A 26,400-nucleotide genomic window follows, 5' to 3' on the forward strand; every position below is an offset into this window, starting at 1 on the left:
AACCGAACCGCCTTTCTATCTCTTTTTTTCTACTTCTTTTCTAAAATCACTCTCAGAAAAGCGACTTTATTGCCCGAAACCACCACCACCGGGTGTTTCGATTTTTATCCGCTCTCCCGCTTGTAACGGTCGGGTAAAAATACCGGCTAAGCGTTCTTCCTGCCCATCGACGTGAATTAGCGTTTGCTGACCGATCAGGCCCGCCCCGCCCCCATTCAGGCCATACGGCGCGATAGACCGATGCTGACTCAGCAACGTAACCTGCACGGGTTCCAGAAATTCAACCTCCCGCACAATACCATCGCCCCCACGCCACTGGCCGTTGCCGCCAGAATTTTCGCGGATGGCAAATCGGTGCAAACGAACCGGATACCGCCGCTCAAACTCTTCGGGATCGGTCATTTTGGTATTGGTCATGTGCTGGTGCACCGCCGACCGCCCGACGGCCCCCTCTACCGCGCCGGTTCCGCCGCCAATGGTTTCGTAATACCCGAATCGGCTGTTTCCAAACAGGAAATTATTCATTGTTCCCTGGCTACAGGCCGCCAGTCCCAACGCCTTGAGCAGCGTATCGACCAGCCGCTGGCTTACCTCCGTATTGCCGCCCACCACCGCCGGGCATTCCATCGGATCATCCGAAAAAAGAGGATTCAGGAACGACGAAGGCGGCAAAATCAAGTCAACTGGTGTCAGTAATCCTTCATTCAGAGGGATTTCGGCATTGCGCTCATCTAAACTTAATCCGCACCACAGTCGCAGCACATAAAGCAGGGCACTGTTTAATATGGCTTGATTGGCGTTCAGGTTGTGGGGATGCGTGGGCGACGTGCCACTGAAGTCCACCCGAATGCGCTGCGCTTCAATCCTGATCTGAACGCGAATCAAATGTCCATCGTCCAGGGCTTCTTCTGCCGAGAACTGTTGGCCTTCCAGCGGCTTTAGCACGCTTTGCAACGCCTGCATAGCCGTCTGCTTGATGCGTTGCATAAAATGCCGGACATTCCCCAAACCGTGTTGTTTCACCAAATTCTGCAAGGCCATTTCGCCTGCCCGAAGCGATGCCAGAGCGGCTTCTATATCAGCCCGATTTTCCGCCAGCGCCCGACTTGGATACGGCGCTTCCGTAAAGCGCTTTTCTAGATTCTCCCACAAAAAGACACCTTCCTTAACCACATACTGCGGCTCCAAGACGACACCTTCTTCCACCAGCCGACGCGCATCGGGCGGCATGGAGCCCGGTACCTTTCCACCAATTTCAGCATGGTGCGCCCGGTTGATAACGTAGCCAATCAGTTCGTCCTGATCGGTAAAAACACCGCTCAACAACGTCACATCGGGCAGGTGCGAACCGCCGTATTTGGGATGATTGGTAATAATGACATCGCCGGGACGGAGCGGTAATTTTTCCAACACCAGCCTCGCACAGACGCCTAAACTTCCCAGGTGCACCGGGATGTGCGGCGCATTGACCAGCAATTCGGCATCTGCATCCAGCAAAGCGCACGAGAAATCAAGGCGCTCTTTCACGTTCACTGAAAAGGCCGTTCGCTGCAATTGCGCGCCCATCTCTTCGGCAATCGCCGCAAAACGGCGGGTGAACAGTTCTGTCTGGACAACTTCTGAATCTATGGTCGGTGCCGTTTCTTTGACAGTTTGGCCAGACGATTCATAATGAGCCAGCGCATTTCGGTCGCGACCGATTGTCAGGCTCCAATGAGGTTCCAGGAATACCGAAGACGTATTATTCAACAGCAAGGCTGGGCCAGCGAACGTATCGCCTTCCTGCAATCGCGTCCAGTCATACACCGGATAGTTTCCTTCCTGAAAATGGGGCTCAACTTGTCGCGCAGTGGATCGGTTATTTTCCGGCTTAGCTTCCGAAGCAGTTGTACTGACTACTACCCGTACGCTTTCCACCTCAATGGCACGATCGGCGGGGTAATGGCCGTATAATTGTTGGTAACGAACCCAAAAATCAGCTTCCAGTTGTTGACTAAAAGGCACCTCCACACTCGATTCCTGCCCCTGCAAACGCAGATAAAGGAGCAAAGCAGTTGCCTCGGTTTGGGGTTCCGCCCCTGCTTCCTGCCTCAATTCGTCCGTTGCCTGATCGATAAGTTCCTGTAACGTCTCCTGAGCCAACGGTTCAAAAGCCGTTAGGGGCTGCAAAACCGTGCGGGTTGCCATCCGTTCCAGCCGGGCGTGCCCAATGCCATAGGCGCTCAACAAGCCCCCATCAAACGGAAAAATCAAGCTCGATATTCCCAATAATTGCGCAACGGAGCAACCGTGCAGCCCACCGGCACCGCCAAAAACCAGCAGGGAATAATCTTTCGGATCAAAACCCCTAGCTACCGAAATTTTACGAATGGCTCCCGCCATCGCTTCGTCGGCAATTCGCTCGAAACCACGGAGTAACTGTGCTATATCTGGCGAGGTCTGCGTAGCCGCTTCGATCTGATTTACAATCTTTTCCAAAGCCACTTGCGCTTTTTCGGGAAATACGGGGATGTTAAACTGCGCGGCGTGCAATTTGCCTAGGAGTAAATTCACATCCGTGATGGTTAATGGGCCATTGGCCCCGTAGCAGGCGGGACCAGGCGAAGCCCCAGCACTCTGCGGACCAACGCGCAACTGCACCCCATCGAACCAGCAAACCGAGCCGCCACCCGCCGCCACCGTCTCGATGGACAACGAAGGTAACTGCAATTCGAACGGACCTATTTTAGTTGTAAATCGGTAATCGACCTGCCCATCGTACCGGGCCGAATCGGTACTGGTGCCGCCCATGTCCAGCGTCAGAATGCGCCCGGGAAGCGCAGGTTCAGCGCCATCCGCAACGCTTTTACCAACCCCCTCGGCTACCGCCGCGGAGCCAATAACGCCCCCCGCCGGTCCACTCAGCAGGCTATCTTTCGGGCGAAATAAATCGGCTTTCACTAGACCACCGGCACTAGTCATGACCCGCACTGTCGCGTCAGTCCCTAATTGATCAATCAGATTGCTGAGGTAAGCCCTCAGCACTGGCGTTAGGTAGGCATCAATCACCGTGGTTTGCGTGCGGGGCAGGTAATGCGGCAACGGCGAGAGTTCCGAACCGGTCGATACCACCAAACCCGCTTCCCGCAAGGTTTGGCTCAATGCCTTTTCGTGGGTCGGATTTTTGTACGCATTCATTAGCGAAATCGCCACCGCATGGGGCTCGGATTCCAGCAAACGCTGCTTTAGCTTGTCCATCGTTTCGGGCGTCAGGACGGTCAGCACCTCGCCTTTCGCTCCGATTCGCTCCTCCACTTCCAGCACTTCATCATACAGCACCTCTGCCGCCGGAATAGCCAGTTGAAACAGATTGGGGCGTTGTTGCGTGCCAATGGTCAGTAGATCCTTGAATCCTTTCGTCACCAGCAGCGCCACACGGGCGCCTTTGCGTTCCAGCAGGGCGTTTGTTCCCCGCGTTGTTCCCAGCCGCAATTCCAGAGGCGGAAAAGCTTGGTGCAGAGGCGTCTGCGTTAGCAATCGGGTGGCCAGCACGGGAGCCTCTTCGCCGGTTGAGAGTTCAATCGTGACCGGCAAAGGGGATTCTAAGGTACGGTCTAACATTAAAGTCCCTTCTTTCGATAGTGACACCACCGTTGCTGTTTCGCCCGTCTCGACAATGCGAAGCCCATACCCGTCGAAAATGGGAGCCGTTAGCCAGGGAGCTATTACCCGAAAATCGTCCGTCAGACGGCCCCGCAAAAAACTACTGCTTAAAACTTTGGTTCGGTAAAGGTGTCCGGCAGGGTCCTTCGCCATGCCGTCGGTAAACGTACCGCCCGTGTCAATCCAGATTTGCCACATGCTTTTAGTCGGACAAAACAAGTCTGTTTTCAGTATTCTGTTATTTACGCCCTAAACTCTTTTCCCGAATGGCCTTAAATTCAGAACCGGTTTTCCAGTTGGGGTAGCTGGTTTCGTTGCTCAGCCGATTGCCCACGGCAAACAAAAGGTTCAGGTCTTCGATAACGCCCGACAAATCCCAGGAGGCAGAATATTCGTCCGATGGCGCGTGGTAGTGATTCAGATTATAGGCTTCCAACTGCGATTTCCCCCATTTTTCGCCGTGCTCACGCGAGTCGATCCCCGTTGAAATATACAGCGAAGGCACGCCGACTTTGGCAAAATTGAAATGATCGGAACGGTAATAAGACCCACCCGATGGGTTCAGTTCGGCCCGGGTGTAACGCCCCTGTTTTTTGGCCACGGCTTCAATGTATTCGTCCAGTTCCGACTGGCCCTTACCCACAATCACCACGTCTTTTGTCCGGCCCAGCGGATGGAGGGCGTCGATGTTGATGGTTGCCACGGTTTTGGTCAGCGGAAAAACGGGATGGGTCGCGTAATATTCCGATCCCAGCAAGCCTTGCTCTTCCGCCGTCACGGCTAGAAACACCAGCGAGCGGGACGGTTTCTTTCCTTTCGTAAACGCCTCGGCCAGTTCCAGCAGCGAGGCCGTTCCGGTGGCGTTGTCTACGGCTCCGTTGAAAATAGAGTCGCCTTTTACGGGTTCGCCCTTGCCCAGATGGTCCCAGTGAGCCGTGTAGATGACGTACTCATTTTTACGGTCGGTGCCGGGGAGTAATGCCATTACGTTATGAGATACCGATTTTTTAGTTTCTGTATTGATAGTCAGTGAAGCCGTTATTCCCAGTTTTACGGGTTTAAACCCTTTTTTACCCGCCTCGCGAAACAGCTCGGGTGAAACGCCCGCCAATTGAAACAGTTTTTTGGCGGAATCCTGCGTTAGCCACCCTTCTACTTTGGCGCGTGACTGGTTGTTATCGGCAGTCTGTAGGTAGAGTTTGGATTTGGCGAAGCTTCCCCGCACCACGGCCCAGCCGTAGCTCGCCGCCCGCGATTCGTGGACGATCAAAACGCCAGCGGCCCCCTGCCGGGCGGCCTCTTCGTACTTATACGTCCACCGTCCGTAGTAAGTCATGTTGGTGCCCTTGAACAGGGTGCTATCGACCAAGCCCGGATCGTTGACCATCACCACTACGGTTTTACCTTTTACGTCCAGACCCGCGTAATCATTCCAGCCGTATTCGGGGGCGACAATGCCATAGCCGACAAAAATCACCTCCGAATTGTCGACTTTCACCTGGCTCTGTACGTGCGGCGTTGTCGCCACAAAATCGTCCAGGGAGGTGAGCGAGAGGCTGCCGTTCTTCCCTTTCAGCACCATCGGTCCGGCTGGTTTCGAAGCGATATTGACCATCGGAACATCCTGAAAATAGCTTTTCCCGTTGCCCGGCTGCAAGCCTAGCTTACTAAATTCCGTTTTTAAGTACTGAATGGTTTTTTCCTCGCCAGCCGTGAAGGGACGGCGGCCTTCAAACGCATCCGAAGCCAACGTCTGAACGTGCCGGGTGAGTGCCTTGCCGTTTATGACCAGACTATCGGGTGCCGCAAATCGGTTGGTTTGGGGGGTATGAGCATTCAGAAAAAAGAATCCACTCAGGGCGAGACCTACATAAGGAATTAGTTTACGCATGGCGTACAGGAAAGTGACGATGTGTGAAGTGATAATTAGTTTCAAAGTTATCCAGAAATGGCGAAGTTTGCAGCAAGGACGGGCTTAACGTTTGACCAGACACTGGTCGCTTCGTTACGCCGTAAACAAGAAACCAAAAAATGGCACGCATTCTTACCGGTATTCAAAGCAGTGGACGGCCCCACCTGGGCAACATCCTGGGAGCCATTCGCCCCGCTGTTGAACTTTCAAAACTTCCTGATAACGAATCCTTTTTTTTTATCGCCGATCTGCATTCCCTGACAACCATCAAGGACGGGGCCGCACGTCGCGAATACATCCGGGCCGTAGCCGCCACCTGGCTGGCTTTTGGGCTGGATACCGAAAAAAATACGTTCTGGCGGCAATCGCGGGTGGCCGAACATACCGAGTTGGCGTGGTATCTGAACTGCTTCACGCCCGTTCCGATGCTGAACAATGCCACTTCGTTTAAAGATAAATCGGAAAAATTCGCGTCTTCGGTCAATGCGGGCTTGTTCACCTACCCGGTTTTACAGGCCGCTGACATTTTGCTGTACGACGCCAATATTGTGCCCGTGGGAAAAGACCAGAAGCAACACCTCGAAATGACCCGCGACATTGCCAGCGCGGTGAACAACTTCTGCGGAGAGCCCATTTTTGTGTTGCCCGACGCTCGAATCGACGAAAAGTTGATGACCATTCCGGGTGTTGATGGGCAGAAAATGAGCAAATCGTACAACAATTATGTCGATATTTTCCTGCCTGATAACGAACTGTACAAGGTTATCAAGAAAATAAAGAGCGATTCGACGCCACTGGAAGAGCCCAAAAACCCAGATACAGATGTCACGTATCAGCTGTATTCGCTCCTGGCCACCGACGCCCAGTTGGACGAGATGCGGCAAAATTACCTGCGCGGCAACTACGGGTATGGGCATGCTAAAAAAGCACTTTATGAGTTAATTGTGGAGATTTTTGCGGAGCCGCGTCGAGTCTTCAACTATTATTTCCTCGAAAATCCAGACGCACTCGAAGCGGAACTGCAACGGGGTGAAGAGAAAGCCCGCGCGGTCGCGTCAAAAACCATTGCGCGGGTTCGGGAGCAATTAGGTTTTAATTAATTACCCAGGCCATCCCGGCGTACCTGTTAACGCTTCTATTTTGTATGCGCGAATCGCTTAATCAACTCGACACCAATCTTTTTCTCTGGCTGAACGGCCTGAACGCTCCCTGGCTGGACCCAATTATGGTGCTTATTACGGCCCGAAATACGTGGATTCCGTTGTATGTGGTCCTGATCGGCTGGACGGTTTATCAGTACCGCCAAAAAGCACTTGGTATCTTGTTGACCATCGTGGCCGCCGTTGCGACGAGTGACCAGATCACCTCGGCGGTGCTGAAACCGTTGACCCTTCGGCTGCGCCCGTGCCACGAAATAGCGTTACAGAAACTGATCAATCCCGTTCTGGAATGCGGCGGAAAATATAGCTTTGCCTCCTCGCACGCGGCCACCTTTTTTGCCCTTGCCATGAGCATGTGGTTGCTTTATGGCAAACGGTACCCGGTTTTTCGCTGGACGTTTCTGGCGGCGGGGCTGGTTAGTTACAGCCGGATTTACGTTGGCGCGCACTATCCGCTGGATGTTTTGGCAGGGACGGGCATTGGGGTTTCCATGGCCATTATCTGCTGGTTGGTTTATCAGAAAGCGGCCAGGCCCGCTTCGCCACGCTAAGTCAAAAATTTAGGTATGTTTCTGATTTTTAAAAGGCTTTTCGTTGGGCTGATTCTTCTTACCTGCTGCTTGTGCTGCCAGGAAACCGACCATCAGCTGAATGGGTGCTGGCGGGTGGACGGGTATGTAGCTAGCTCCACCAGCACCCTTTTGCCAGACGCTACGGCAAAGCAAATAACGGTCTCCCTACGGGGTGGTTTTCTTCGTTTTTATCCCGACCATACGCTAGTTGTCTGGCACCGAAAGTTGGGGTATTCCATCAATCGCTGGGCGTATTCCGTCTCGCAGGACCATTATATTCTTAGCGGTGCTCCTTTCGGGGAGGGATACAGCATCCAACTGCTCGACAAAAGCCCCCAACAAGCAACGTATTCCGTCCTGAACGCGCAAAATCAGGAGTCTGACCTGCTGCTGTCGATGTCGTTAGCTCCCCTCTACGCTTATGAAGACATCGATTTGTTGCACCCATCCCGGAACCAGTGGCGGCAAAAACCACGCGCTCCCGAGAGTGCAATCCAGATCAAAAAGCGGGTCATTGACATGGTTAACTACACCATTGACTATTTCGAGACCAACGAAAAAAAAGGACAAAAGACCTTCGAACCTCCTTTTTTGCAGAATCCCTTTCGATTCTACAGCGGCGGCATTGGCCTTACTTCTGAAAAAGGGCTGCCGGAAGAGTGGGTAGCCACCTTCTATAATCGGGAAGATGCTCTCAAAGCGTATAAACTCCTGGTTGATTCGTTTGACGAAAAAGTTAAATATCCCAAAGGCCTGAAGCGTTACAGCCAGGCCTACTTAGTTGTCCTAAAGGCCGTTAAAGCCAATCTCGACTAAAATAGCTTTCACGAAGGCTTGACTGAGCGAATTGGCGCAACTATTTTTCGGCTGAAAGTTTGCCGCATTGACCCAACTTAACAACAATTTCCGTACCTTTGCGCAAATTTTAGAGTACTAATGGCCTCTCTTAACACGGTTAAAATCTTCTCAGGTAGCCAGTCCCGTTATCTAGCCGAAAAAATTGCCCGCTACTACGGAAAAGATCTGGGTGGATACACCCTGCGTCATTTTGCCGATGGCGAGATGTCACCCAGTTTTGAAGAATCGGTTCGGGGTTGTGACGTCTTTTTGATTCAATCGACCATGCCGCCCGCCGACAATTTGATGGAGTTGCTCCTGATGGTCGACGCGGCTCGCCGGGCTTCAGCGCACTACGTAACGGTGGTTATTCCGTATTTTGGCTATGCCCGCCAGGATCGGAAAGACAAACCACGGGTGGCTATTGCGGCTAAGCTGGTGGCCAATATGCTGGCAGCAGCGGGCGTTAATCGCTTGATGACGATTGACCTGCACGCCGGACAGATCCAGGGCTTTTTCGATTTTCCGGTTGACCATTTGGAGGGCACGTCGGTCTTTGTACCGTACATCCAAAGCCTCCAGCTCGACAACCTGGTAATTGCCTCGCCGGACGTTGGTGGAGCGGCCAGAGCGCGTAATTTCGCCAAGTATTTCAACGCCGAAATCGTCCTTTGCGATAAACACCGTAAGCGGGCGAATGAAATTGCCTCGATGCAGGTGATCGGGGATGTTGAAGGTGCCAATGTTGTGCTGATCGATGACTTGATCGATACGGGGGGCACCTTGTGCAAGGCGGCCCAGATTATCCTGGACCGGGGAGCCAAGTCCGTTCGGGCGGTTTGTACGCACCCGGTTATGTCGGGAGCCGCTCACGAAAATATTTACAATTCTGTGCTGGAAGAACTGGTTGTTTCGGATACCATTCCGATGCGCCAGCCCAACGACAAAATTCGGGTGCTGACCGTGGCTGAATTATTCGCCAAAGCCATTGGCCGTATCCGTGACCACGAATCTATTAGTTCACTGTTCATAAATAATCAGTGAGTCCATCATCCGATTCACTAGTTTGTCATTATTAAATTCTAAAAAAATGAAAAAACACGAGATTGTAGGGTATAAAAGAGCGAATCTCGGTCGCAGTGAGTCAGCAACTCTGCGCGCCGAGGGTTACATCCCATCTGTGCTTTACGGAAACGGCGAGCAAGTCCATTTCTATGCACCAACCATTCTGTTCCGTCAATTACTGAGTACGCCTGATGCTTACGAAGTAACACTGAACATTGAAGGCGATGAGTACAAAGCGATTCTTCAGGAAACTCAATTCCACCCGGTTAGCGACATGCTGTTGCATGCCGATTTCCTGCAAATCGTTGACGGTAAACCATTGAAAATCAACGTCCCTGTTCGTTTCGTTGGCGTAGCTCCAGGGGTACAAAAAGGGGGTAAACTGATTCAGAAAATTCGTAAGCTGAAACTGAAAGGTGCAGCCGAGAACATCCCTGATTACGTTGATGTTGATATTACAAACCTGGATCTGGGTAAAACCATTAAAGTAGGTCAGGTTACAGTTGAAGGAGTTGATATTTTGGATAGCCCATCAAACCCGATTGCGTCTATCGAAATTCCACGCTCTATGCGGGGCAAATAAGCCTTGCAGTATTCCTTTGGCTAATAGATTATACAAAACGAGCCAGCCCATTGGGCTGGCTCGTTTGCTTTATAGTACTTGGTTTATTTATGGGTAACTTCAGCTTTTGCCGACATCCCTGCCTGATTGACCACGGCGACTTTTTCCGTCTTGGGACGGTGTTTAGCGCCTACTTCGGTCGACTCTACGGCGATATGCGGGGCAATCACTAAAGACACAATAGACATGAGCTTGATCAAAATGTTCATGGATGGCCCGGATGTGTCTTTGAACGGATCACCAACCGTATCACCCGTTACGGACGCTTTGTGCGGTTCTGATTTTTTGTAATAAATCTGCCCGTTGATCTCAACGCCTTTCTCAAACGACTTCTTGGCGTTATCCCAGGCCCCACCAGCGTTGTTCTGGAAAATCCCCATCAGTACGCCCGAGACCGTCACCCCTGCTAACAGGCCACCGAGCACTTCTGGCCCAAACAGAAAACCAACCAGCACGGGTACCACCAACGCAATGGCTCCCGGCAGTACCATTTCCCGAATGGATGCCTGGGTGGAAATAGCTACGCACTTTTCGTATTCCGGTTTTGCCGTTCCTTCCAGAATTCCCGGAATTTCACGGAATTGCCGACGCACCTCCTCTACCATTTTCATGGCGGCCCGCCCCACGGCAGCAATGGCCAGCGACGAGAAAATAAAAGGAATCATCCCCCCAACAAATAAACCGGACAACACATCAGCTTTGTAAATATCAATGGCCGTGATGCCCGAAATGCCGACAAAAGCCGCAAACAAGGCCAGGGAAGTCAGTGCGGCAGAAGCAATGGCAAACCCTTTTCCGGTCGCTGCGGTCGTGTTGCCGACCGCATCAAGAATGTCGGTGCGTCCCCGGACTTCTTCCGGCAGGTGGCTCATTTCGGCAATTCCTCCCGCATTGTCTGCAATCGGACCAAATGCGTCAATGGCTAACTGCATCGCTGTGGTGGCCATCATTCCGGCGGCTGAAATAGCCACCCCATACAGGCCAGCAAATTTATAGGAAACAAAAATTCCCGTTGCCAGCACCAGAATCGGCAATACTGTGGATTCCATACCGACGGCCAGACCGCCAATAATGTTTGTCGCGTGACCCGTGGACGATTGCCGGATGATGGACAAGACCGGACGGCGCCCCATGGAAGTATAATATTCCGTAATGACCGACATTAAGGCGCCAACGACCAGACCGGTTACAATGGCGTAAAAAACATCTATGCGTTCAAACTCAACGCCCCGAATCTCGAACGTCCCTACGGGCAGCATGGCGTTTACCAGGAAATAGCAGGCAATAAGCGTCATGACAATAGAGCCCCAGTTACCTAAATTCAAGGCCCCCTGTACGTTGCCATTGTCATCTTTCACCCGCACTAAATAGGTCGCCAGAATAGAGAAAATCAGCCCTAATCCAGCAATAACCATGGGCAACACAATGGGCGCATGGCCAATGATGTCGGAGTCTCCCGCCGGAATGATAATCTCCCGACCCAGGACCATGGTTGCCAAAATCGTGGCTACGTAAGACCCGAACAAGTCAGCACCCATACCAGCAACGTCACCCACGTTATCCCCTACGTTATCCGCAATGGTAGCCGGGTTGCGTGGATCGTCTTCCGGGATTCCGGCTTCCACTTTCCCCACCAGATCGGCCCCCACATCGGCCGCTTTCGTATAAATTCCTCCGCCAACGCGGGCAAAAAGTGCAATGGATTCGGCACCCAGCGAAAAGCCCGCCAGCACTTCCAGCGCCTTTTCCATAGGAACTCCGTTAACCGGCAGCAGCCCATCGACTTCGCCCTGCCCGGCCACGTACATATTGTAGAAAAGAATAAAAAGTAAACTCAAACCTAAAACGGCTAATCCAGCAACGCCAATGCCCATTACGGAACCGCCTGTAAAGGATACGTCCAGGGCCCGGGTCAGGCTCGTTCGCGCCGCATGGGCTGTCCGAACGTTTGCTTTGGTAGCAATTTTCATTCCGATATAGCCAGCTAGGGCGGAGATAAAGGCACCAATGGCAAAAGCCACGCCGATAACCCAATCAGAATTTTCGACCAGGGTTCCGGAATAGCCCAACAACACGGCAACTACCAGACCAAAAACAATCAGCACACGCCATTCGGCTTTTAGGAAGGCAATGGCCCCGTCGGCAATGTATGTCGAAATTTCCTGCATGCGCGCGTCACCTGCTTCCTGTCGCGAAACCCACCGAAATTTAGTATACATCACCACCAGACCCACTAAGCCCAAGAGGGGAACAAGGTAAAGACTATTATCCATGTGTAAATTAAAAGGTTAAGTTGGAACGTGAACGCTCAAAGATAGACGTTGCCTCTTAAAAACAAAGCGCACCGAATAGCTTAATTGAAATTTTTTATCAATAAGATTATATTTTAAAATAGGTTGTAATTAACTTCTTATGTTCCCCCAGATTTCTCCCAAACAGTTACCCGAAAGTGAGGTTGCTTAGCTATTTTTGCTTACTGGCTACAGCTCGCTTTTCACTTTTCAAGATGAATAAAATCGCTTTTTATACCTTCCTATTGGTTATCGGGACGTCCTTCACGGGGCACGCTCAATCGGCTAAACCACCGCATCCGGGACAAATTCTCCAAAATTTAAAGAAGTTGAATGTAGTCGGAACGGCGCTCTATGTAGCCGCCCACCCAGACGATGAAAACACCCTGATGCTGACCTATCTGGCTAACGAGCGGAAAGTCCGCACGGCTTATCTGGCCTTAACGCGCGGGGATGGCGGCCAAAACCTAATTGGCACCGAACAAGGGGTTGAGATTGGGCTGATTCGCACGCAGGAATTGCTGGCCGCCCGGCGGATTGATGGTCCTGAGCAGGCTTTCAGCCGCGCCATCGATTTTGGCTTTTCCAAGTCAACCGACGAAGCGGTTCGGACCTGGGGGCAGGATAAAATTCTGGCCGATGTGGTCTGGATGATTCGGAAATACCAACCCGACGTGATCATTACCCGCTTTCCGCCCGATGCGCGCGCCGGTCACGGTCACCATAGCGCTTCGGGTTATCTGGCCGAAGAAGCTTTCAAGATTTCAGGCGACGCCACCAAATTCCCGGAACAGCTCGCTTTTGTGAAGCCTTGGAAAGCCAAACGCATCTTCTGGAACGTATTCATTCCCAATGCCTTCGGCAGCAACAAGCGTCCCGACGAAGCGGGAAATATGCTGAGCGTTGAAACCCAGCTTTATAATTCTTTGCTAGGAAAATCATACGGAGAACTAGCCGCCGAAAGCCGAACCCAGCACAAAAGCCAGGGCTTCGGTTCTGCCGCCAATCGCGGGGAGCGCATAGATTACCTGTTGCAGAAAAATGGCGATTTAGCGGCGCAAGACCCATTCGACGGTGTTGATCTGAGCTGGAAGCGCGTGCCGGGCAGCAACCGCGTTCAGGAACTGGTTAACCAGGCCATTGGGACCTTCAAACCTGAAAATCCGGCGGCTTCGGTTCCAACCTTGGTGACGCTCTACCGCGAACTGCAAAAAATAGGGACGGCTAACCCGTACGTAGTGCTAAAGAAAAGCGAAGTGGAACAACTGATTCAGCAGTGTCTGGGCTTGTGGTTTGAAGCCAATCCGACGGATTATGCGGCCGCTCCCGGCGAAGGATTGCGCGTCAACCTCAGTGCCGTTAGCCGGTCGTCAGGCGTTCCGGTGCGGTGGACGCACTTGAAACTTCCGCAGGTTGGCAAAGACACTAGCTTAAACCTAGCGCTGAAAGCCAATGATTTACAACTTGTTCCTGTTAGCGTTACAATTCCAAAATCGCAAAAAATAACGCAGCCTTACTGGCTGGCTAAACCCATTCAGAAAGGGTTCTTCCAGGTGGATGACCAGCAACTGATTGGCTTACCAGAAAATCCACCTGCTGAAACAGCCGAGTTTACGTTCGAAATTGATGGGGAGGCATTTACGTTTACGCGGCCCTGGAGCCACAAAGTTGTTGATCCAGTCGACGGAGAAGTCTACCGTCCCTTTGAGATTCGTCCGGAAGTGACGGCCAACTTGGCGGAGAAGGTATACGTTTTTGCGGATAACCAGCCCAAAACAGTAGAGATCATCCTGAAAGCCAACCGAACCGCCGTTTCAGGTTCCATGACTCTGGAGGTTCCGGCGGGTTGGCGGGTAGAACCGACCTCCGTGCCTTTTTCAATTCAGGATAAATACCAGGAAACCCGCGCGATGGTCAAGGTTTATCCTGCGGCGGCGGCTAGCGAAGGCACTATTCGCGCCGTATTAAAAACCAGCAACGGTACATTTTCGACCGCTATTCGAACCATCTCATACAAACACATTCCGGCACAGACGTACTTCCCTCCTGCTGAGGCTCGACTGGTTAAACTAGACGTAAAAGTAACCGCGAAACAGATTGGCTACATCATGGGGGCGGGCGATGAAGTACCGATTGCGCTCCGGCAAATGGGTTGCACCGTGACTTTGCTGGGACCTAATGATCTGGCCAAAGACCTGAGCCAATACGATGCAATTGTGGTGGGTATTCGGGCGTACAATACCGAAGAATGGTTGCGCAATTACCAAGCTCGGCTGATGGATTATGTCAAAGAAGGCGGCACCGCCATTGTGCAATATGTCACTCCCGGCGTACGGACACCCATGGGACCTTATCCTTTCAAAATTGACCGGGATCGGGTGACCGAAGAAGACGCGAAAATGACTTTTCTGAATCCCCAGCATCCTTTGTTGAATACGCCCAATAAAATCACCCAGAATGATTTTACCGGCTGGGTTCAGGAGCGAGGACTTTATTTCGCCGTGGATTGGGACAAAGCTTACGAGCCAGTTTTTTCGGCGAATGACACGGGAGAAGCGCCTAAACAAGGCAGTTTAATTTACGCGAAGTATGGCAAAGGTCACTTTATGTATACAGGTCTGGTTTTCTTCCGCGAGTTACCGGCGGGCGTTCCGGGCGCGTATCGGCTCTTCGCCAATATGATTTCAATTGGAAAACAATAACCTAATCTATATACGCATCTCAACTGCGGCTTCATTATGAAAAATAAACCCGTCACTAACGGGCAATTAACGGCGCAGACCCTTGATTTCATGCGCGATCTGGCTCAAAACAACAACCGGGAATGGTTTGCGGCAAATCGTCCTCGATACGACGCGCTCAAAGCAGAGTTTGAGCAGTTTGTTGGCCAATTGCTGCGGGGTATTGAAACCTTTCAGCCGCTCCCGAATACGGAAATAAAAGACTGCATTTTTCGCATTAACCGCGATATACGCTTTTCCAAAGATAAGGCTCCGTACAAACGGCATCTGGCCGCTGCGGTGGGGCCAGGCGGTCGCCATTCTGGCCGAATCGACTATTACCTGCACATTCAGCCCGGTAATGAATCGTTCCTGGGTGCGGGTATGTGGCAACCCACGCCTCCCCAACTGGCGAAGTTTCGGCAAGAAATTGATTACAATGTCGATGAGTTGAAAAGCATTATTGAAGCGCCAAAATTCAAGGACTATTATCCAGAAATATCGGGGGAAAAGATGAAAACCAGCCCCAAAGGCTATTCAGCTGACCACCCGGAAATTGAGTTACTGCGCCGGAAAGAGCTTTTTTTCATGCATCGCTATACGGACAAGGAAGTTCTGAAACCGGGCTTCGTCGATGAGGTGGTGCAAGGTTGTCTGCTCATTAAACCCTACTGCGATTACCTCAACTACCTGTTTTTTGAGGAGCAGGAAGAACGTTTTGAGTTGTAAGACTAGGGCCGTTCTGTATCGCGGAGCAGAAAATAAAAGGCCAGCAGGTGCAGCAACTGAATGTTCACCGCTGCCCACTCTTCACGAAGCGCCGAGCCAAAAATAAGGGCTGACATGGTTATTCCACCCAAGATGGCGCCCCAGTTCAGGAATCGTCCGCCCATGAAGAGCAAAATGCCAATGGTTAGCTCCACAAAAGGCAGGGTTAAACCAAATAAGCGCACTACCAGGTCTGGCAAAATGGTCGCCGAAAAATCGGCGACCATTTTATCGGCAAATTTACTGAGCTTCGGCAACCTGACCAGCCCGTGCATACCCAGGTCAATTCCTAGTCCTAACCGCAGCAATAAGGTTGCCGCTCCTTTGTTTTCGCCGTAATAGTTTCGGTAATTCATGTCAATTAGTGCTTTTTAACACTCTGTTTACCAGAGTGATTTATTCACTACCATTTCACGGCTACCCGCACACCCCCGGTAAAATTCCGACGTGGTGATGCATTGTAATAACGTCCGCCGAACGCATTCAAATCATAGCCTGTAACATAGGTTTCGTCCAGCAGGTTGTCACCGCTAACAAACGCATCCAGTGTCCAGCGTCTGGCAATCATTTTCCGAAACCCAACGGTTGTATTCAGCAAACGGGCTACCGAGGAATTAATGGTATTGGCATCATTCAGTGGAAAACGATCAATAAACTGGTGCGTCAGGTGAGCATAAAAGCCCGGGCGGGTTTCCAGATCGAATCCGCTAACTGCCACGACGGGAGGCACGCCCGTTACGCGATTGCCCGAAACGTCGGCGCTGCCCTGCTGATAATCCCGAAAATGATAATTGGCCAGCGTTACATTGTTCCAAAGGCGCGCTAACCGAAACCAGTTGTTTTGTTCAGGAAGCACAAAATCGTAGGCCAACTGCGTTTCCAGGCCATACTGATCTACTCGCCCGGCATTGACGAAATACTCCGCTCCGTTTTCAATTGTCCGGCGCGTGATGCTTTGCCGAAGCTGAAACCGATACGCTGCCAGCTCAAAACGAAACCGCCGCGCCAGTTGGCCCCGCAAACCAAACTCTGTATTTAGGCCTTTTTCGGGCTCCAGCGTCGTATTGAATGTCTGTTCAGAAGGACGAATTTCGGCGACCGTTGGAGCTGAATAACCCGTACTCAGGCTTCCGAAGACAGAAATCTGGTCACTCAGTTTTTTCAACAGCGCCACCCGAGGCAACCAAACCGGCTGAAAAAAACGCGTTTGCGCCCTAACGGGTTGGGTTGAAAAACGCGTAAACCGATAAGAAACTTCATTCCGACTTAAGCCTAGCGTGGCAATAAAGCCGAAGGGCAGCTCTGTTTCGGTTTGTGCAAAAATCACCGACTGGGAAGACCGAAGTTCATCGTCGTTTTGCAACGTGTCCGGCTGGCCCGCCCGATTGCCGTAGTTGCGGGTAACGGTGAAATTGTACTGTAATTCTGCCCCAACCGTAAAAACTGTTGGTAAGAAATCCCGGCTAAGCTGAATGCGCGTGGTTGTTCGGCCTCCGCCCCCTAAATCGGCGCGTCGTTCGTAGTTTGTAATGAACGGGTTCTGAAAATCCACCAGAGAGCCGTACAAAACCGTTGTGTTTTGAATTCGTTCGTTCCAGCGATAGGTATGAGAAAAACCCAAGTAGCCCGTTTTCTGGTAAATCGCCGCCCGCTGCTCGGCACTTCCGGGCGCAACCGGCGTGGCAGGCCTGGCCTGGCGGGGATTAGCCCGGTATTGGGCTTCGTTCAACCCGCCGGGGGTTTGGTAATACAGGTTCGAATATAACCCTAGTACGGAAATGGTCTGCTTCGGATTTACCTGAAATGTAGTCATCAGGTTGACGTTATCGTGCGTCATTTCGCTGTGCTGGCGATACCCGTTGGACTGCAAATGATTGTAGTTAAGCGACATTGCCGCCGACTCTTTACCCGTCTGAACGGTCATCTGATTTCCAAACAGGCCATACGACCCGACCAGGCTCCCCACCTGGGCCCGGCTTTCGCCCGCTGGAACTGACAACCCGCTCAACAAAACGGTCCCGCCCGTCCCGGCTCCGTATAAACTTCCCGAGGGGCCTTTGATAACTTCCACCCGACCCAGCGAGCGCACGTCTACCGCGTTCAGGTAGGTGTTTCCGCCCGCATCTGTTAGCGGCAGGTCGTTCCAGTAAATTTTAACGTTACGCACTCCGAAAGGCGAGCGCAACGTGCTTCCCCGAATCGATAAACGGTAACTTCCCGGTGACCGTTCTTCCATACGCACTCCCGGAATTGTATTCATGGCGGGAACGAGCGTGGGCGTTCCGGCAAAACGCTGCTGCAAATCCCGCCGCGACAGCAAACTCACGGGCGCCGCCGTTTCTAACAGACGCCGATTGGATTCATAGCCGCGCACCGTTACCTCATTTAGCCGTATGGTATCCGTTTCTAAAGTGCTTAGTTCTGCCTGCTGGGCGAATAGCAGGGAAGGAGAAAAAACGAGCAGATAATGTACTGGTTTAAATTGCATAAAAAGGAATTTCTTAGCCGTAAAGGTAGCTATTGCTATCCTGGCAAAATGCCTACAGGATAGGTTGTGCATAGCTGCTGAGACTAACTATAACCAAACCTTTTGCGTTTTGATTTGTTCCGTAGATAAGAGTTATCAAAAACGAAACGTTATGGATAAGTTACAAAAATTTGAGCTGATGAATAAAATCGCTCGGGAATTAGAAGATCTACAAAACAGTCAGACAGCGCTGATTACAAAAATCAGCCAGATTGAAGTAGATAACATGAACGGGCTGAATGACTCTTATCTCGAGAAAAACCTGGATGATATCCATTCAAAAATTGCCGCAAATGTTGATTCTGTCAATGAGATTTTTACTCACTTTGAACAACAACGGGATGAGTACGGCGAGAAAAACCGTTCGGCCATCGAAGCTGCTGAGGCTGCCGCTCTCGTTAACCAAAGCTCGAGCTAGTATATAGTTAAATTACTGAAGCCCACTGTGTTTTCACGGTGGGCTTTTTTATGTAGACGCGAGTCAACTTATTTAGTTGTAGGGGTTCCGCAGCGTTTACTGACGGCATCGGCCGTTGCGCGGCCCCAATGCGGTGCTAGTGTATTTTTCGCGGCATCTGCTTCCTTGAAAAGCTGTAATGATTGAGCGATCAATTGACAACCCAATCCCTTATCACCGCCAAATTGCGCTGGAGTATTAATTTTTATCTGAGCCAATACGAGACTCGTGCGAGGATTTTTCGGATTAATTTTCGCTGCTTTTTGCAAATAATCAGCGGCCAGCTCTGAATAGTATATGCCCCGGCTCATAAAATCGACATTGATCCGAGCCAGAGCGGCCATAGCACGCACAACAAGCGTTTCCGATTGGTCGCCTTGCAGCGAATCCACCTTTAGGGCATAAGCATCAGCCTTGTCGGCCCACTGATCAATTTTCGCTTCATCCCGATAACTCGCCTGGGCAGCGCACAAACTGGCGTAATAGTAAGGTAACCACTGGTTTTTCTCAACCATTGCCACACGTTCAAAGCTATTGAATAAGGTTACAAAAGATTGCCCGGTTTTCGCGGTGTCAAATTGGGCGACGTTCGTTTCCATGATTTTCTGGTACTTATCGCTTTGACCAAAAACGATTTGGATAGACATTACAAAGAAGAGAGGAAGAATTGATAGGGCTTTCATGCTTTTAATTGGTTAATAAAGTTGATTTGTTATTCATTTACAGATGTCTTTTGTTGTGCTCCTGCCGAAGCTGGAAATAAATTCCGGGCATTCTGTGGCCTGACAGACAGGAGAATCAGAAAGCTGAGGGGGTAAAATACAGTGTGTGTCATGGTGCCAACCGATTGTTATTTACGAATCGTTGACCCAATATTCGGAAGGTCTTTTACGCTTTACAAATACCTGGGATGGTTAACACCGAAAAGGGACAAAAAGGCTATTTTTGGGATGAAAACGCACTTTTGGGATAAACGGGAAGGTTTATTTAGGGCTTTAATACGTACCAGTAAGTTCTGGAAAGGATAACTTATCTTTGATAATTCAGGAAGGAATCAACCATTATTTTGCATGAAGACTGAAGCCATTATTCGACAACTCGAAAATCTAAAGCCCGCTCTAACCTCTCACCAGATCGGGCAAAAAACCGTACTTGTTACCCATGAACAGTGTGAGTCACCTCTGATGCAGGCCGCTGTGGGCACGTTAACCAAAGGCGAGGCAATTGAAGCCCACGCCCACGAGACGATGGAGGAATTTTACTTTTTTGAAGAAGGAGATGTTCTATTCACTATTGCCGGGCAGCAGCATAAGTGTGTAGCGGGCACTTTTGTTAAAGTGCCCGCTCGTGTAACTCATGATTTATTAGCCCAAGACGATTCGCGCTTTATTTACTGGGGAGTCGCTCTGGGATAACGATTTATATTACCCAGACGCTGTTTTCTAAAGCGCTGAAGTATAGCACTTACCCGGTGTCTTTTCTGAAGGAGTTTGCGAAAATGAATGACTCCTTCTTTCCAGTAGAACTTTTGAACTGCTCGTTTTAATTCTGGGATAATCCAGACGCACCAAAGCACAACAAGCACTGCCGTAATTATATATAAGATGGTCGTAATCATAATTCAGGTTGGGAATTAGCGGCTCCCTTGTACTATAAACTAAGTATCTTGCCTGAAGTTTAAGTTTTACGTCTTTTTGGCCGATTTTTTGCTAAGCCTATTTTAGCTTAACCAAACTAAAAACCGACACTTGGTTAAGCATCGGTTTTGCAATAAATTTCAGTTCGACAGGTTAGTAACCAATTGTGAAACGTTGGCGGATGTGCGCTGGCTTTTCTACCTCATCCAACAGAGCGACCGATAAATCCTCGGCGGAAATATTGCTTTTTCCTTCTTCATCAAAAATAGGCTGATTGCTTCCTACTTTGTATTTGCCGCTGCGTTCGCCGGGATAAAGGTTGATGGCTGGGCTTAAGAAAGTCCAATCCAGGTCTTCTTCCTGCTTGAGAACGTTCAGGTAATCCCGGGCGGCAGTAGCACCCGCCTTCCATTCTGCCGGGAATTGCGGGGTATCCACCAATTGCACTCCCGGTGCAGCTTCCAAACTACCGGCCCCGCCGACAACCAGCAACCGATTTACGCCTGCTTTTTTGGTGGCCTCCTGAATGGCTTTCGAGCCCGCCAGAAAATCCTCATACAAGGTTGGGCTGTCCCACCCCGCGTTAAACGAACTGATTACCACGTCGTGACCGGCCAGCAACTCGGCCAACCCTTCTACTTCGTTGACATCGGCCTGCTTGGTGGTTAAAGCGGCATTTTGTACCGTTATTTTCTCTGGATTACGGGCAATGGCCGTTACGTCATGCCCCCGCTCCAGGGCTTCCGTTACCAGCCGACTTCCAACAAATCCCGATGCTCCAATAATGGCTATTTTCATGATCCTGTTTATTTAAGGTATATAATTGGTTTTACTTTTATAATACACAAAACTGGAAGGTAAATTATTACAGTTACAGGTAAAAAAAATTAAGCAAATTGCTTTTCGAAATCGGCTAAAGTCACCTTCCCCAATTTGTGCAGAATGGCGTTTTCGGCTTCTTCATACATGCGGTCAAGATGCGAGTTAATCTGGCGTCCTACCGGACAGGCAGGATTTGGGGTATTCTTCGTTTGGGCCAGAAACGCCGACTGCCGAACGGCTTTGTACACATCCGACAAGTGAATGAGTTGCGCTGGTTTGGCCAACGTACTGCCTCCGTTCTTCCCTTCTTTGCTGATTACTAGTCCATGCTTACGCAGGTTACTTAACTCCTTCCGCACCAGCACCGGATTAATGTTGATGCTGCCCGCCAGGTATTCCGACGACAATAGCTCCTCTCCCGCGCCTGCTAAAAGCGTTAAAATGTGAATGGCGGTCGAGAAGCGTGCATTACCCATACTGTAACATAATTTATTACAGTACAAAGGTAAATGGTTTTAATTAACTAACAACAGGTAAGCCGAAATTTTGCCAATTTTTTCCCAGATGGCGTTAGGATAACTGCTTTATCCGGGCATCAAATGCATTGAGATAAGAAGAAGAAACGGGTATTTCCCGCGCCGAACCACTAAGGGTAAGCTGGTAACCCCGGACGTTGCCTTCTACTTCGTCCACCGCTTTCAGATTGACAATAAAGGACTGGTCGCAACGCAGAAACTGCGGGTGCTGGTTCAAAGCGACTTCCAGCTCTTTTAAAGTGTTATGCAAAACCGTTTTTTGCGGAAACATCATATTCAGCCAGTGCACTTCGACCTGATTGTCTACCGATTCGAGGTAAATCAACTGGTTAGGTAATAAATTCAAGCTCTCTTCCCCATTTTGGGACCTTAAGGAAACTACTTCCGGCATCTCGGTAACCGACTGGGGCTGGTGCAACCGGTCTAGTTGCTGGTTGGCTGTTTGGGCGTTTGCCTCGTTTCGTTTCAACCGGCGACGCTTAATTATTAGCAAACCCAGCGTAATCGGCAAGGCCCCCATCAGTATGATTTGTGCAAACATGACCCAAAAAGGCGATAGTGAATACTCGGCTAACCCCAACAACAACTGATTCAAACCGGTGATGCAGAACGCCACAAAAAGCGTATGCAAAATGTGTTTCCCGACGGTCCAGCGTTCTTCGTCGTAGGTGGCTGGCAGCATTTTAGGCATACCCCAATTGGCTGGCAGCAAGGAGAAAAAAGAACCCAAAGCAAACAGCGCAGCCATAAGCAAGGGCTGGGCCTGATTCATCCCATGGTTAATAATAAATAAAACGAAGGCTATATAAATGCTCGCCTGAAGCGAAAACATTAGACTTCCTTTCCAGCTAAAATTCTCCACAATGGGGTCGTTCAGCCCTTTCTTTACTCTTTTTATTATACCTGCTCCGGCCATACCGACAAAGATACAAAGCCGCGTGATGTGCGAAGCAGACAAAATAAGAAAGCCCAGTCTCATAAGGAGAACCGGGCTTTGCAGGCATGAAATTCAGGTTATTTATTGCTTCACTATTTTTCGACTTATGGTCCCTTTCTGCGTTCTGATCGTCAGGATGTACAGCCCTGGCGTTAACTGACTGGTATCCAAAATGGTCTGGCTGCTGGGCGACGACAGATTCTGCTGGATTGCCGGCTGGCCTGAACTAGTCAGGAGCGTGACTCCTTCGAGAGGCTCGTTGGTTGGTACTTCAACGGTAAGCGTCGTCTTCACTGGATTCGGGTACAACTTCACCGCATCGACCCAGGTAGGTTCTAAAGCCGTAATAGCCGTTACCGTAAAGGTCTGCACAACGGGCGTAGCCGCGGCATATTGCTCATTACCAGCCTGGCTTGCCCGAATGCTTACTTCGCCCGCCCCCGTTATAGTCAGTTGATTCCCCGACACCTTGGCCGGCCCTGATACTACCGCAAAGGTGACCGCCAGTTTCGACGAGGCAGTGGCAATTAATCGGAATGGTTGGTCGCCCATGCGCTTGTTGTCAATTGGGTTAAACGTAATGGTTTGCGCCGTTTTGGCTGGCGTCTGCTGCGTCCGGTTACCCGCTGCGTAAAACACGCCCCACTTGGCATCCGAATAAAGCGCTTCGGGATTTGTTTTAGGTGTTAGTTTATCAGCCTCAAGCCCGATGACGGCCACTAGCTCTTTATCCTCCGTACTCAGCGTATTGAATAGCAGCATGTTATCCATCTTTGAATAGCTAGGAAAACCCAACGTATTGTTTTCGTAGATGATACTAAACGTTCCCTTGCTGCGATCATACGAAAATACATAATCGCGTTTGTCGATCTCGTGCGTATAATCAAACGCAATGATATTGGGCGAGTTTTTCGAAAAGGACGGATTCCCAATGCCCTCGCCTTTCTCGAAGCCCGTGAATAGTTTTCCAATCTGGCCATTGCCAAATGTTTGCTTGGCGGCATCCCAAACCCGAACTACACCCACATCCCAGTAGTCGATGGCAGCGCCATCCGCCCCATCCACGGTATTGTACGCATCGTAAATGATGAACTCTCCGGACGGATCCCACTCAAAGGAATCGGCATACTGCACCTCCCCAATGGTTACGCCTTCCGTCGATGTTGGGTTGAACAGGGTGAATTTCTTCCAGGTCCGCAGGTCATAGCTATAGACCCAAATCGATTTGTCTTTTTCTTTCGTGAGCGCAGCCAGCTTTTTACCGTCTCTTGAAATAGCCACATTATCCCAAATGGTCTCCTCCGAAACCACCTCGACTTGCGGGCTTCCGGTTAGCGACACCCGACGAATTCGTCCGTCTGGCAACACGTAGAAGGCAAATTTACCATCATCCGTTATGCTTGGGCGGTGTTTCAGGGCCACGCCAACTTTAGGCTCAAACTTGTCGGTGTTGAACGGGACACTATACAACTTCTGGTCGCCCGTGCTATAGACCAGAATCATGTCCTGGCCATCGTTGGCAGGTAGATCTTTCGTTGGTTCTTGTGGTTTGGTATTTTCCAGAATTCCCACGGCATCGAAGGCTTCTTTGGCCGCCTTGACCTCATTGCTCTTTTCTCCGAACAGATCGCTGGTCGAGCGAATCACCGCCAGACGTAAATCCACAAACTGCGATTTAGGCGTTAAGTAGGTAGTCAGCGCCCGGTAGTACACTTTCTCAGCCTTGTCTTTCCCGACGCTCGCGTTGGTAGCAAAGAGGTAAAACGCATAGTTCGGAATTCCGCTATTGTAATGCACACCACCGTTATCTTCCTCTGTTGTGATGTATTGCGCCATGGTTTTGGGCTGATAACCCCGATCTTTTGTACCGCCCTGATTGGGATTCGACATGCTGCGAAGCGCACCCGATGGGAAATGCGCGGTCTTAACGACATCATCACCCAGCAGCCAGTCATCGCGGTCGATCATCACGCCAAAAACATCAGCCATTGATTCGTTCATGGCGCCGGACTGACCTTGGTATTCCAGGTTAGCCGTATGCTGCACCACTCCGTGCGTCATTTCGTGGCCTGCCACGTCCAGACTCCCCGCTAACGGTTTATAGTCGTCGCCTCCATTCCCATACGACATGAATTTACCGTTCCAGGTGGCATTGCTCCAGCTTTTCCCGTTTTTATCGGCTACGTTGACGAGGGAGTAAATCGATCCACCCTTCCCGTCCAATGAGTTTCGCTTGTGCGTTTTTTCATAATATTCGTAAGCAAGCGTCATGTTGTAATGCGCCGAAACGGCTTCGGGTTTCCAGTCTTTATTGGTCTTGGACGTAATTTCTTTGATTTTTAAAGCTGTATACTTCGTGTTTTCCGCGTCCAGCGTCTGGATGGCTCCGACCAGTTCTCCCGCTTTTTCGGACGCCGCCGGGTCAAACATGGGCCTTGACAGATCGATCATGTAATACGTGCCGCTCTCCTCATAGGTATTCACGCTCCGACTCACCCCATTCAAATCTTTTCCTGAGGATTTGGCCGCTCCATCCAGAGCGGCTACGTCCACATTAGTTTCATTTAGTGTGGCCTCGGATGCGATAACTCTATTCAGCACGCAGGTACTGTTATGTTTGTCCAGAATGGCCCCGGTCTGGGCATCGATCTTGTACTCCCAGCGCTCTGCCATCGTAGGCCGAACGGTTAACCGATAAGCCAGCACCATTTTATCCCCAACCGAATACAGACACAGGTCGCCTTCTGTTGTTTTCAGGCCAAATATGTTCTTCCCGAATGGTTGCACCACATAGTCTCTGCCAATATCCTGCAAGGCCCGGTCGGCGGCTTCCTTCATCGTCAGTCGCGCCTTGGTTGGCACGCTCTTAGGCGTCCGAAACTGGCCATTCAGCAGCGTCACGACTCCGTTATTCAGGTGGGCAATCAACTCACTCCCGTGCACGGGAATTCCCTGATAAACCTGCGCCATCCGAACGTGGGTTTGCCCCAACGCATCGGTTTCGGTGCGGGTGATTTTTAACTGCTCGTCGGGGTTATCCATTTTGAGCACCCCTTTAATTTGCCCCAGAAATTGAAAGACGGAAGCATTCACACTGAGGCGGGCACCCTTGTCGACGGGGCGGATGGGCGACTTATTTTCGATGTAGACGGGCAACTGCGTTGCTTTATCGCGCACAATTCGCAACCGCAAAGGCTGCGGATTCGCCAGCGACGTAGCTCCTTTGAAAAAGCTCATGTCGCTGCGTTCCTGCGTCGGAACCGCTACTTCTTCCGCCTTCAGACGCTGCGCCAGACCCGTACTCGGAGCCAGCGTTTTTTTCTTGCTCTCAAAACTGGCCCTTGGCTGTTGGGCAACAGCACCCAGTGTACAGCCCAGTAAGAGGGTACATAAAAGTGGTTTCATGATGTAGATGTATTTGTTGTTGTTTGTTTACTATCTCGACTCGTTCAACGGGTCAATTGGGGTTAATCCGTTTCATCAGCGCTTCGTGCAGTTGTTGGTAGCCTTCCGGTGGGATTCGGTCATTTCCCCAGGTGACGGTATAGACCTCCGCGCCTTTTTTCCAGCGCACAAACTCGTATGTGTTGCCGGGTTCCTTGAATTTGGTTTCCTTGATGCGGCAGGTCGTTTCCAGCTTCTTTAGCCAATGACGCGCTACTTTAGCCGACTGTTTGGGCAACCGCGTGAAAGCGGTATCGACACTGGATTTCTTAAAAAGCTGACCATCTTCGAACAGGTAATACGTTTCTGAACGCCCCGTGAAGCCGCCCCCGCTCCCCACAATCAGCTGGCGTTTTTTGTAGGTGCTTGGGTCAATCGGTTTCGCTTGTATTTCCAGATGCAGGAAAAAACAAACCGTGGTTAGCCAGAAAAGAAGTGAATGCGACATGCC

Annotated in this window: 20 protein-coding genes; 9 read left to right on the top strand and 11 right to left on the bottom strand. The window is 50.7% G+C overall.

Annotation, left to right across the window (positions count from 1 at the left end; all coding sequences use genetic code 11):
• Positions 1-66: 66 nt before the first annotated feature.
• Both L0Y31_RS15645 and L0Y31_RS15650 read right to left on the bottom strand, forming a co-directional pair.
• A complete protein-coding gene (locus tag L0Y31_RS15645) occupies positions 67-3,840 on the bottom strand; it encodes a hydantoinase B/oxoprolinase family protein (protein ID WP_234734017.1) in 3,774 nt (1,257 codons plus the stop codon).
• A 40-nt stretch (positions 3,841-3,880) separates the two neighbouring features.
• Positions 3,881-5,578: a M28 family metallopeptidase gene (locus L0Y31_RS15650; RefSeq protein ID WP_234734018.1), complete on the bottom strand. Its 1,698-nt coding sequence runs from the start codon at positions 5,576-5,578 to the stop codon at positions 3,881-3,883.
• A gap of 95 nt (positions 5,579-5,673) precedes the next feature.
• On the opposite strand from L0Y31_RS15650, the gene trpS reads away from it, so the two are divergent.
• The 5 genes from trpS (at position 5,674) to L0Y31_RS15675 (ending at position 9,771) form a co-directional block, all read left to right on the top strand.
• Positions 5,674-6,654 carry a tryptophan--tRNA ligase gene (gene trpS, locus L0Y31_RS15655; protein WP_234734019.1) on the top strand — a complete coding sequence of 327 codons (981 nt, stop codon included), beginning with the start codon at positions 5,674-5,676 and terminating at the stop codon, positions 6,652-6,654.
• A gap of 44 nt (positions 6,655-6,698) precedes the next feature.
• Positions 6,699-7,265, top strand: coding sequence for a phosphatase PAP2 family protein (locus L0Y31_RS15660; RefSeq protein ID WP_234734020.1), 567 nt, complete (start codon positions 6,699-6,701; stop codon positions 7,263-7,265).
• 15 nt (positions 7,266-7,280) lie between these two features.
• Complete coding sequence (locus tag L0Y31_RS15665) at positions 7,281-8,102, top strand: hypothetical protein (RefSeq protein ID WP_234734021.1); 822 nt, start codon at positions 7,281-7,283, stop codon at positions 8,100-8,102.
• Between the two features lie 120 nt (positions 8,103-8,222).
• Positions 8,223-9,167 carry a ribose-phosphate pyrophosphokinase gene (locus tag L0Y31_RS15670; protein WP_234734022.1) on the top strand — a complete coding sequence of 315 codons (945 nt, stop codon included), beginning with the start codon at positions 8,223-8,225 and terminating at the stop codon, positions 9,165-9,167.
• 46 nt (positions 9,168-9,213) lie between these two features.
• Positions 9,214-9,771, top strand: a complete 558-nt coding sequence (locus tag L0Y31_RS15675; protein WP_234734023.1) for a 50S ribosomal protein L25/general stress protein Ctc — start codon at positions 9,214-9,216, stop codon at positions 9,769-9,771.
• A gap of 83 nt (positions 9,772-9,854) precedes the next feature.
• On the opposite strand, the gene L0Y31_RS15680 is transcribed toward L0Y31_RS15675, so the two are convergent.
• The gene (locus L0Y31_RS15680; protein WP_234734024.1) at positions 9,855-12,083 is read right to left on the bottom strand and encodes a sodium-translocating pyrophosphatase; all 2,229 of its coding nucleotides are present in this window, start codon (positions 12,081-12,083) and stop codon (positions 9,855-9,857) included.
• A gap of 233 nt (positions 12,084-12,316) precedes the next feature.
• Between L0Y31_RS15680 and L0Y31_RS15685 the strand changes: the two genes are divergently transcribed.
• Both L0Y31_RS15685 and L0Y31_RS15690 read left to right on the top strand, forming a co-directional pair.
• Complete coding sequence (locus L0Y31_RS15685) at positions 12,317-14,803, top strand: PIG-L family deacetylase (RefSeq protein WP_234734025.1); 2,487 nt, start codon at positions 12,317-12,319, stop codon at positions 14,801-14,803.
• 36 nt (positions 14,804-14,839) lie between these two features.
• The gene (locus tag L0Y31_RS15690; RefSeq protein WP_234734026.1) at positions 14,840-15,550 is read left to right on the top strand and encodes a DUF2461 domain-containing protein; all 711 of its coding nucleotides are present in this window, start codon (positions 14,840-14,842) and stop codon (positions 15,548-15,550) included.
• A 2-nt stretch (positions 15,551-15,552) separates the two neighbouring features.
• Here L0Y31_RS15690 and L0Y31_RS15695 read toward each other — a convergent pair whose 3' ends face one another.
• Together L0Y31_RS15695 and L0Y31_RS15700 are read right to left on the bottom strand one after the other, a co-directional pair.
• The gene (locus L0Y31_RS15695) at positions 15,553-15,945 is read right to left on the bottom strand and encodes a DoxX family protein (RefSeq protein ID WP_234734027.1); all 393 of its coding nucleotides are present in this window, start codon (positions 15,943-15,945) and stop codon (positions 15,553-15,555) included.
• A gap of 47 nt (positions 15,946-15,992) precedes the next feature.
• Positions 15,993-18,077, bottom strand: coding sequence for a TonB-dependent receptor (locus tag L0Y31_RS15700; RefSeq protein ID WP_234734028.1), 2,085 nt, complete (start codon positions 18,075-18,077; stop codon positions 15,993-15,995).
• A 151-nt stretch (positions 18,078-18,228) separates the two neighbouring features.
• On the opposite strand from L0Y31_RS15700, the gene L0Y31_RS15705 reads away from it, so the two are divergent.
• A complete protein-coding gene (locus L0Y31_RS15705; protein ID WP_234734030.1) occupies positions 18,229-18,534 on the top strand; it encodes a hypothetical protein in 306 nt (101 codons plus the stop codon).
• A 68-nt stretch (positions 18,535-18,602) separates the two neighbouring features.
• Here the strand turns inward: L0Y31_RS15705 and L0Y31_RS15710 are convergent, their stop codons facing one another.
• A complete protein-coding gene (locus tag L0Y31_RS15710) occupies positions 18,603-19,256 on the bottom strand; it encodes a tetratricopeptide repeat protein (RefSeq protein WP_234734031.1) in 654 nt (217 codons plus the stop codon).
• A gap of 387 nt (positions 19,257-19,643) precedes the next feature.
• On the opposite strand from L0Y31_RS15710, the gene L0Y31_RS15715 reads away from it, so the two are divergent.
• Complete coding sequence (locus L0Y31_RS15715; RefSeq protein WP_234734032.1) at positions 19,644-19,988, top strand: cupin domain-containing protein; 345 nt, start codon at positions 19,644-19,646, stop codon at positions 19,986-19,988.
• 375 nt (positions 19,989-20,363) lie between these two features.
• Here the strand turns inward: L0Y31_RS15715 and L0Y31_RS15720 are convergent, their stop codons facing one another.
• The 5 genes from L0Y31_RS15720 to L0Y31_RS15740 all read right to left on the bottom strand — a co-directional run bounded on the left by L0Y31_RS15720 (position 20,364) and on the right by L0Y31_RS15740 (position 26,397).
• On the bottom strand, positions 20,364-21,008 hold the full coding sequence (locus tag L0Y31_RS15720) for an NAD(P)-dependent oxidoreductase (protein ID WP_234734034.1): 645 nt from the start codon (positions 21,006-21,008) through the stop codon (positions 20,364-20,366).
• 89 nt (positions 21,009-21,097) lie between these two features.
• Entirely contained in the window at positions 21,098-21,508 is a 411-nt protein-coding gene (locus tag L0Y31_RS15725; protein ID WP_234734035.1) for an Rrf2 family transcriptional regulator, read from the bottom strand.
• Between the two features lie 94 nt (positions 21,509-21,602).
• A complete protein-coding gene (locus L0Y31_RS15730; protein ID WP_234734036.1) occupies positions 21,603-22,547 on the bottom strand; it encodes a LytR/AlgR family response regulator transcription factor in 945 nt (314 codons plus the stop codon).
• A gap of 39 nt (positions 22,548-22,586) precedes the next feature.
• Entirely contained in the window at positions 22,587-25,910 is a 3,324-nt protein-coding gene (locus L0Y31_RS15735) for a M4 family metallopeptidase (RefSeq protein WP_234734037.1), read from the bottom strand.
• Positions 25,911-25,962: 52 nt separating this feature from the next.
• Positions 25,963-26,397: an FAD-binding oxidoreductase gene (locus L0Y31_RS15740; protein WP_234734038.1), complete on the bottom strand. Its 435-nt coding sequence runs from the start codon at positions 26,395-26,397 to the stop codon at positions 25,963-25,965.
• Positions 26,398-26,400: the final 3 nt, after the last annotated feature.

The sequence above is a fragment of the Tellurirhabdus bombi genome (assembly GCF_021484805.1).
Classification (GTDB): Bacteria; Bacteroidota; Bacteroidia; order Cytophagales; family Spirosomataceae; genus Tellurirhabdus; species Tellurirhabdus bombi.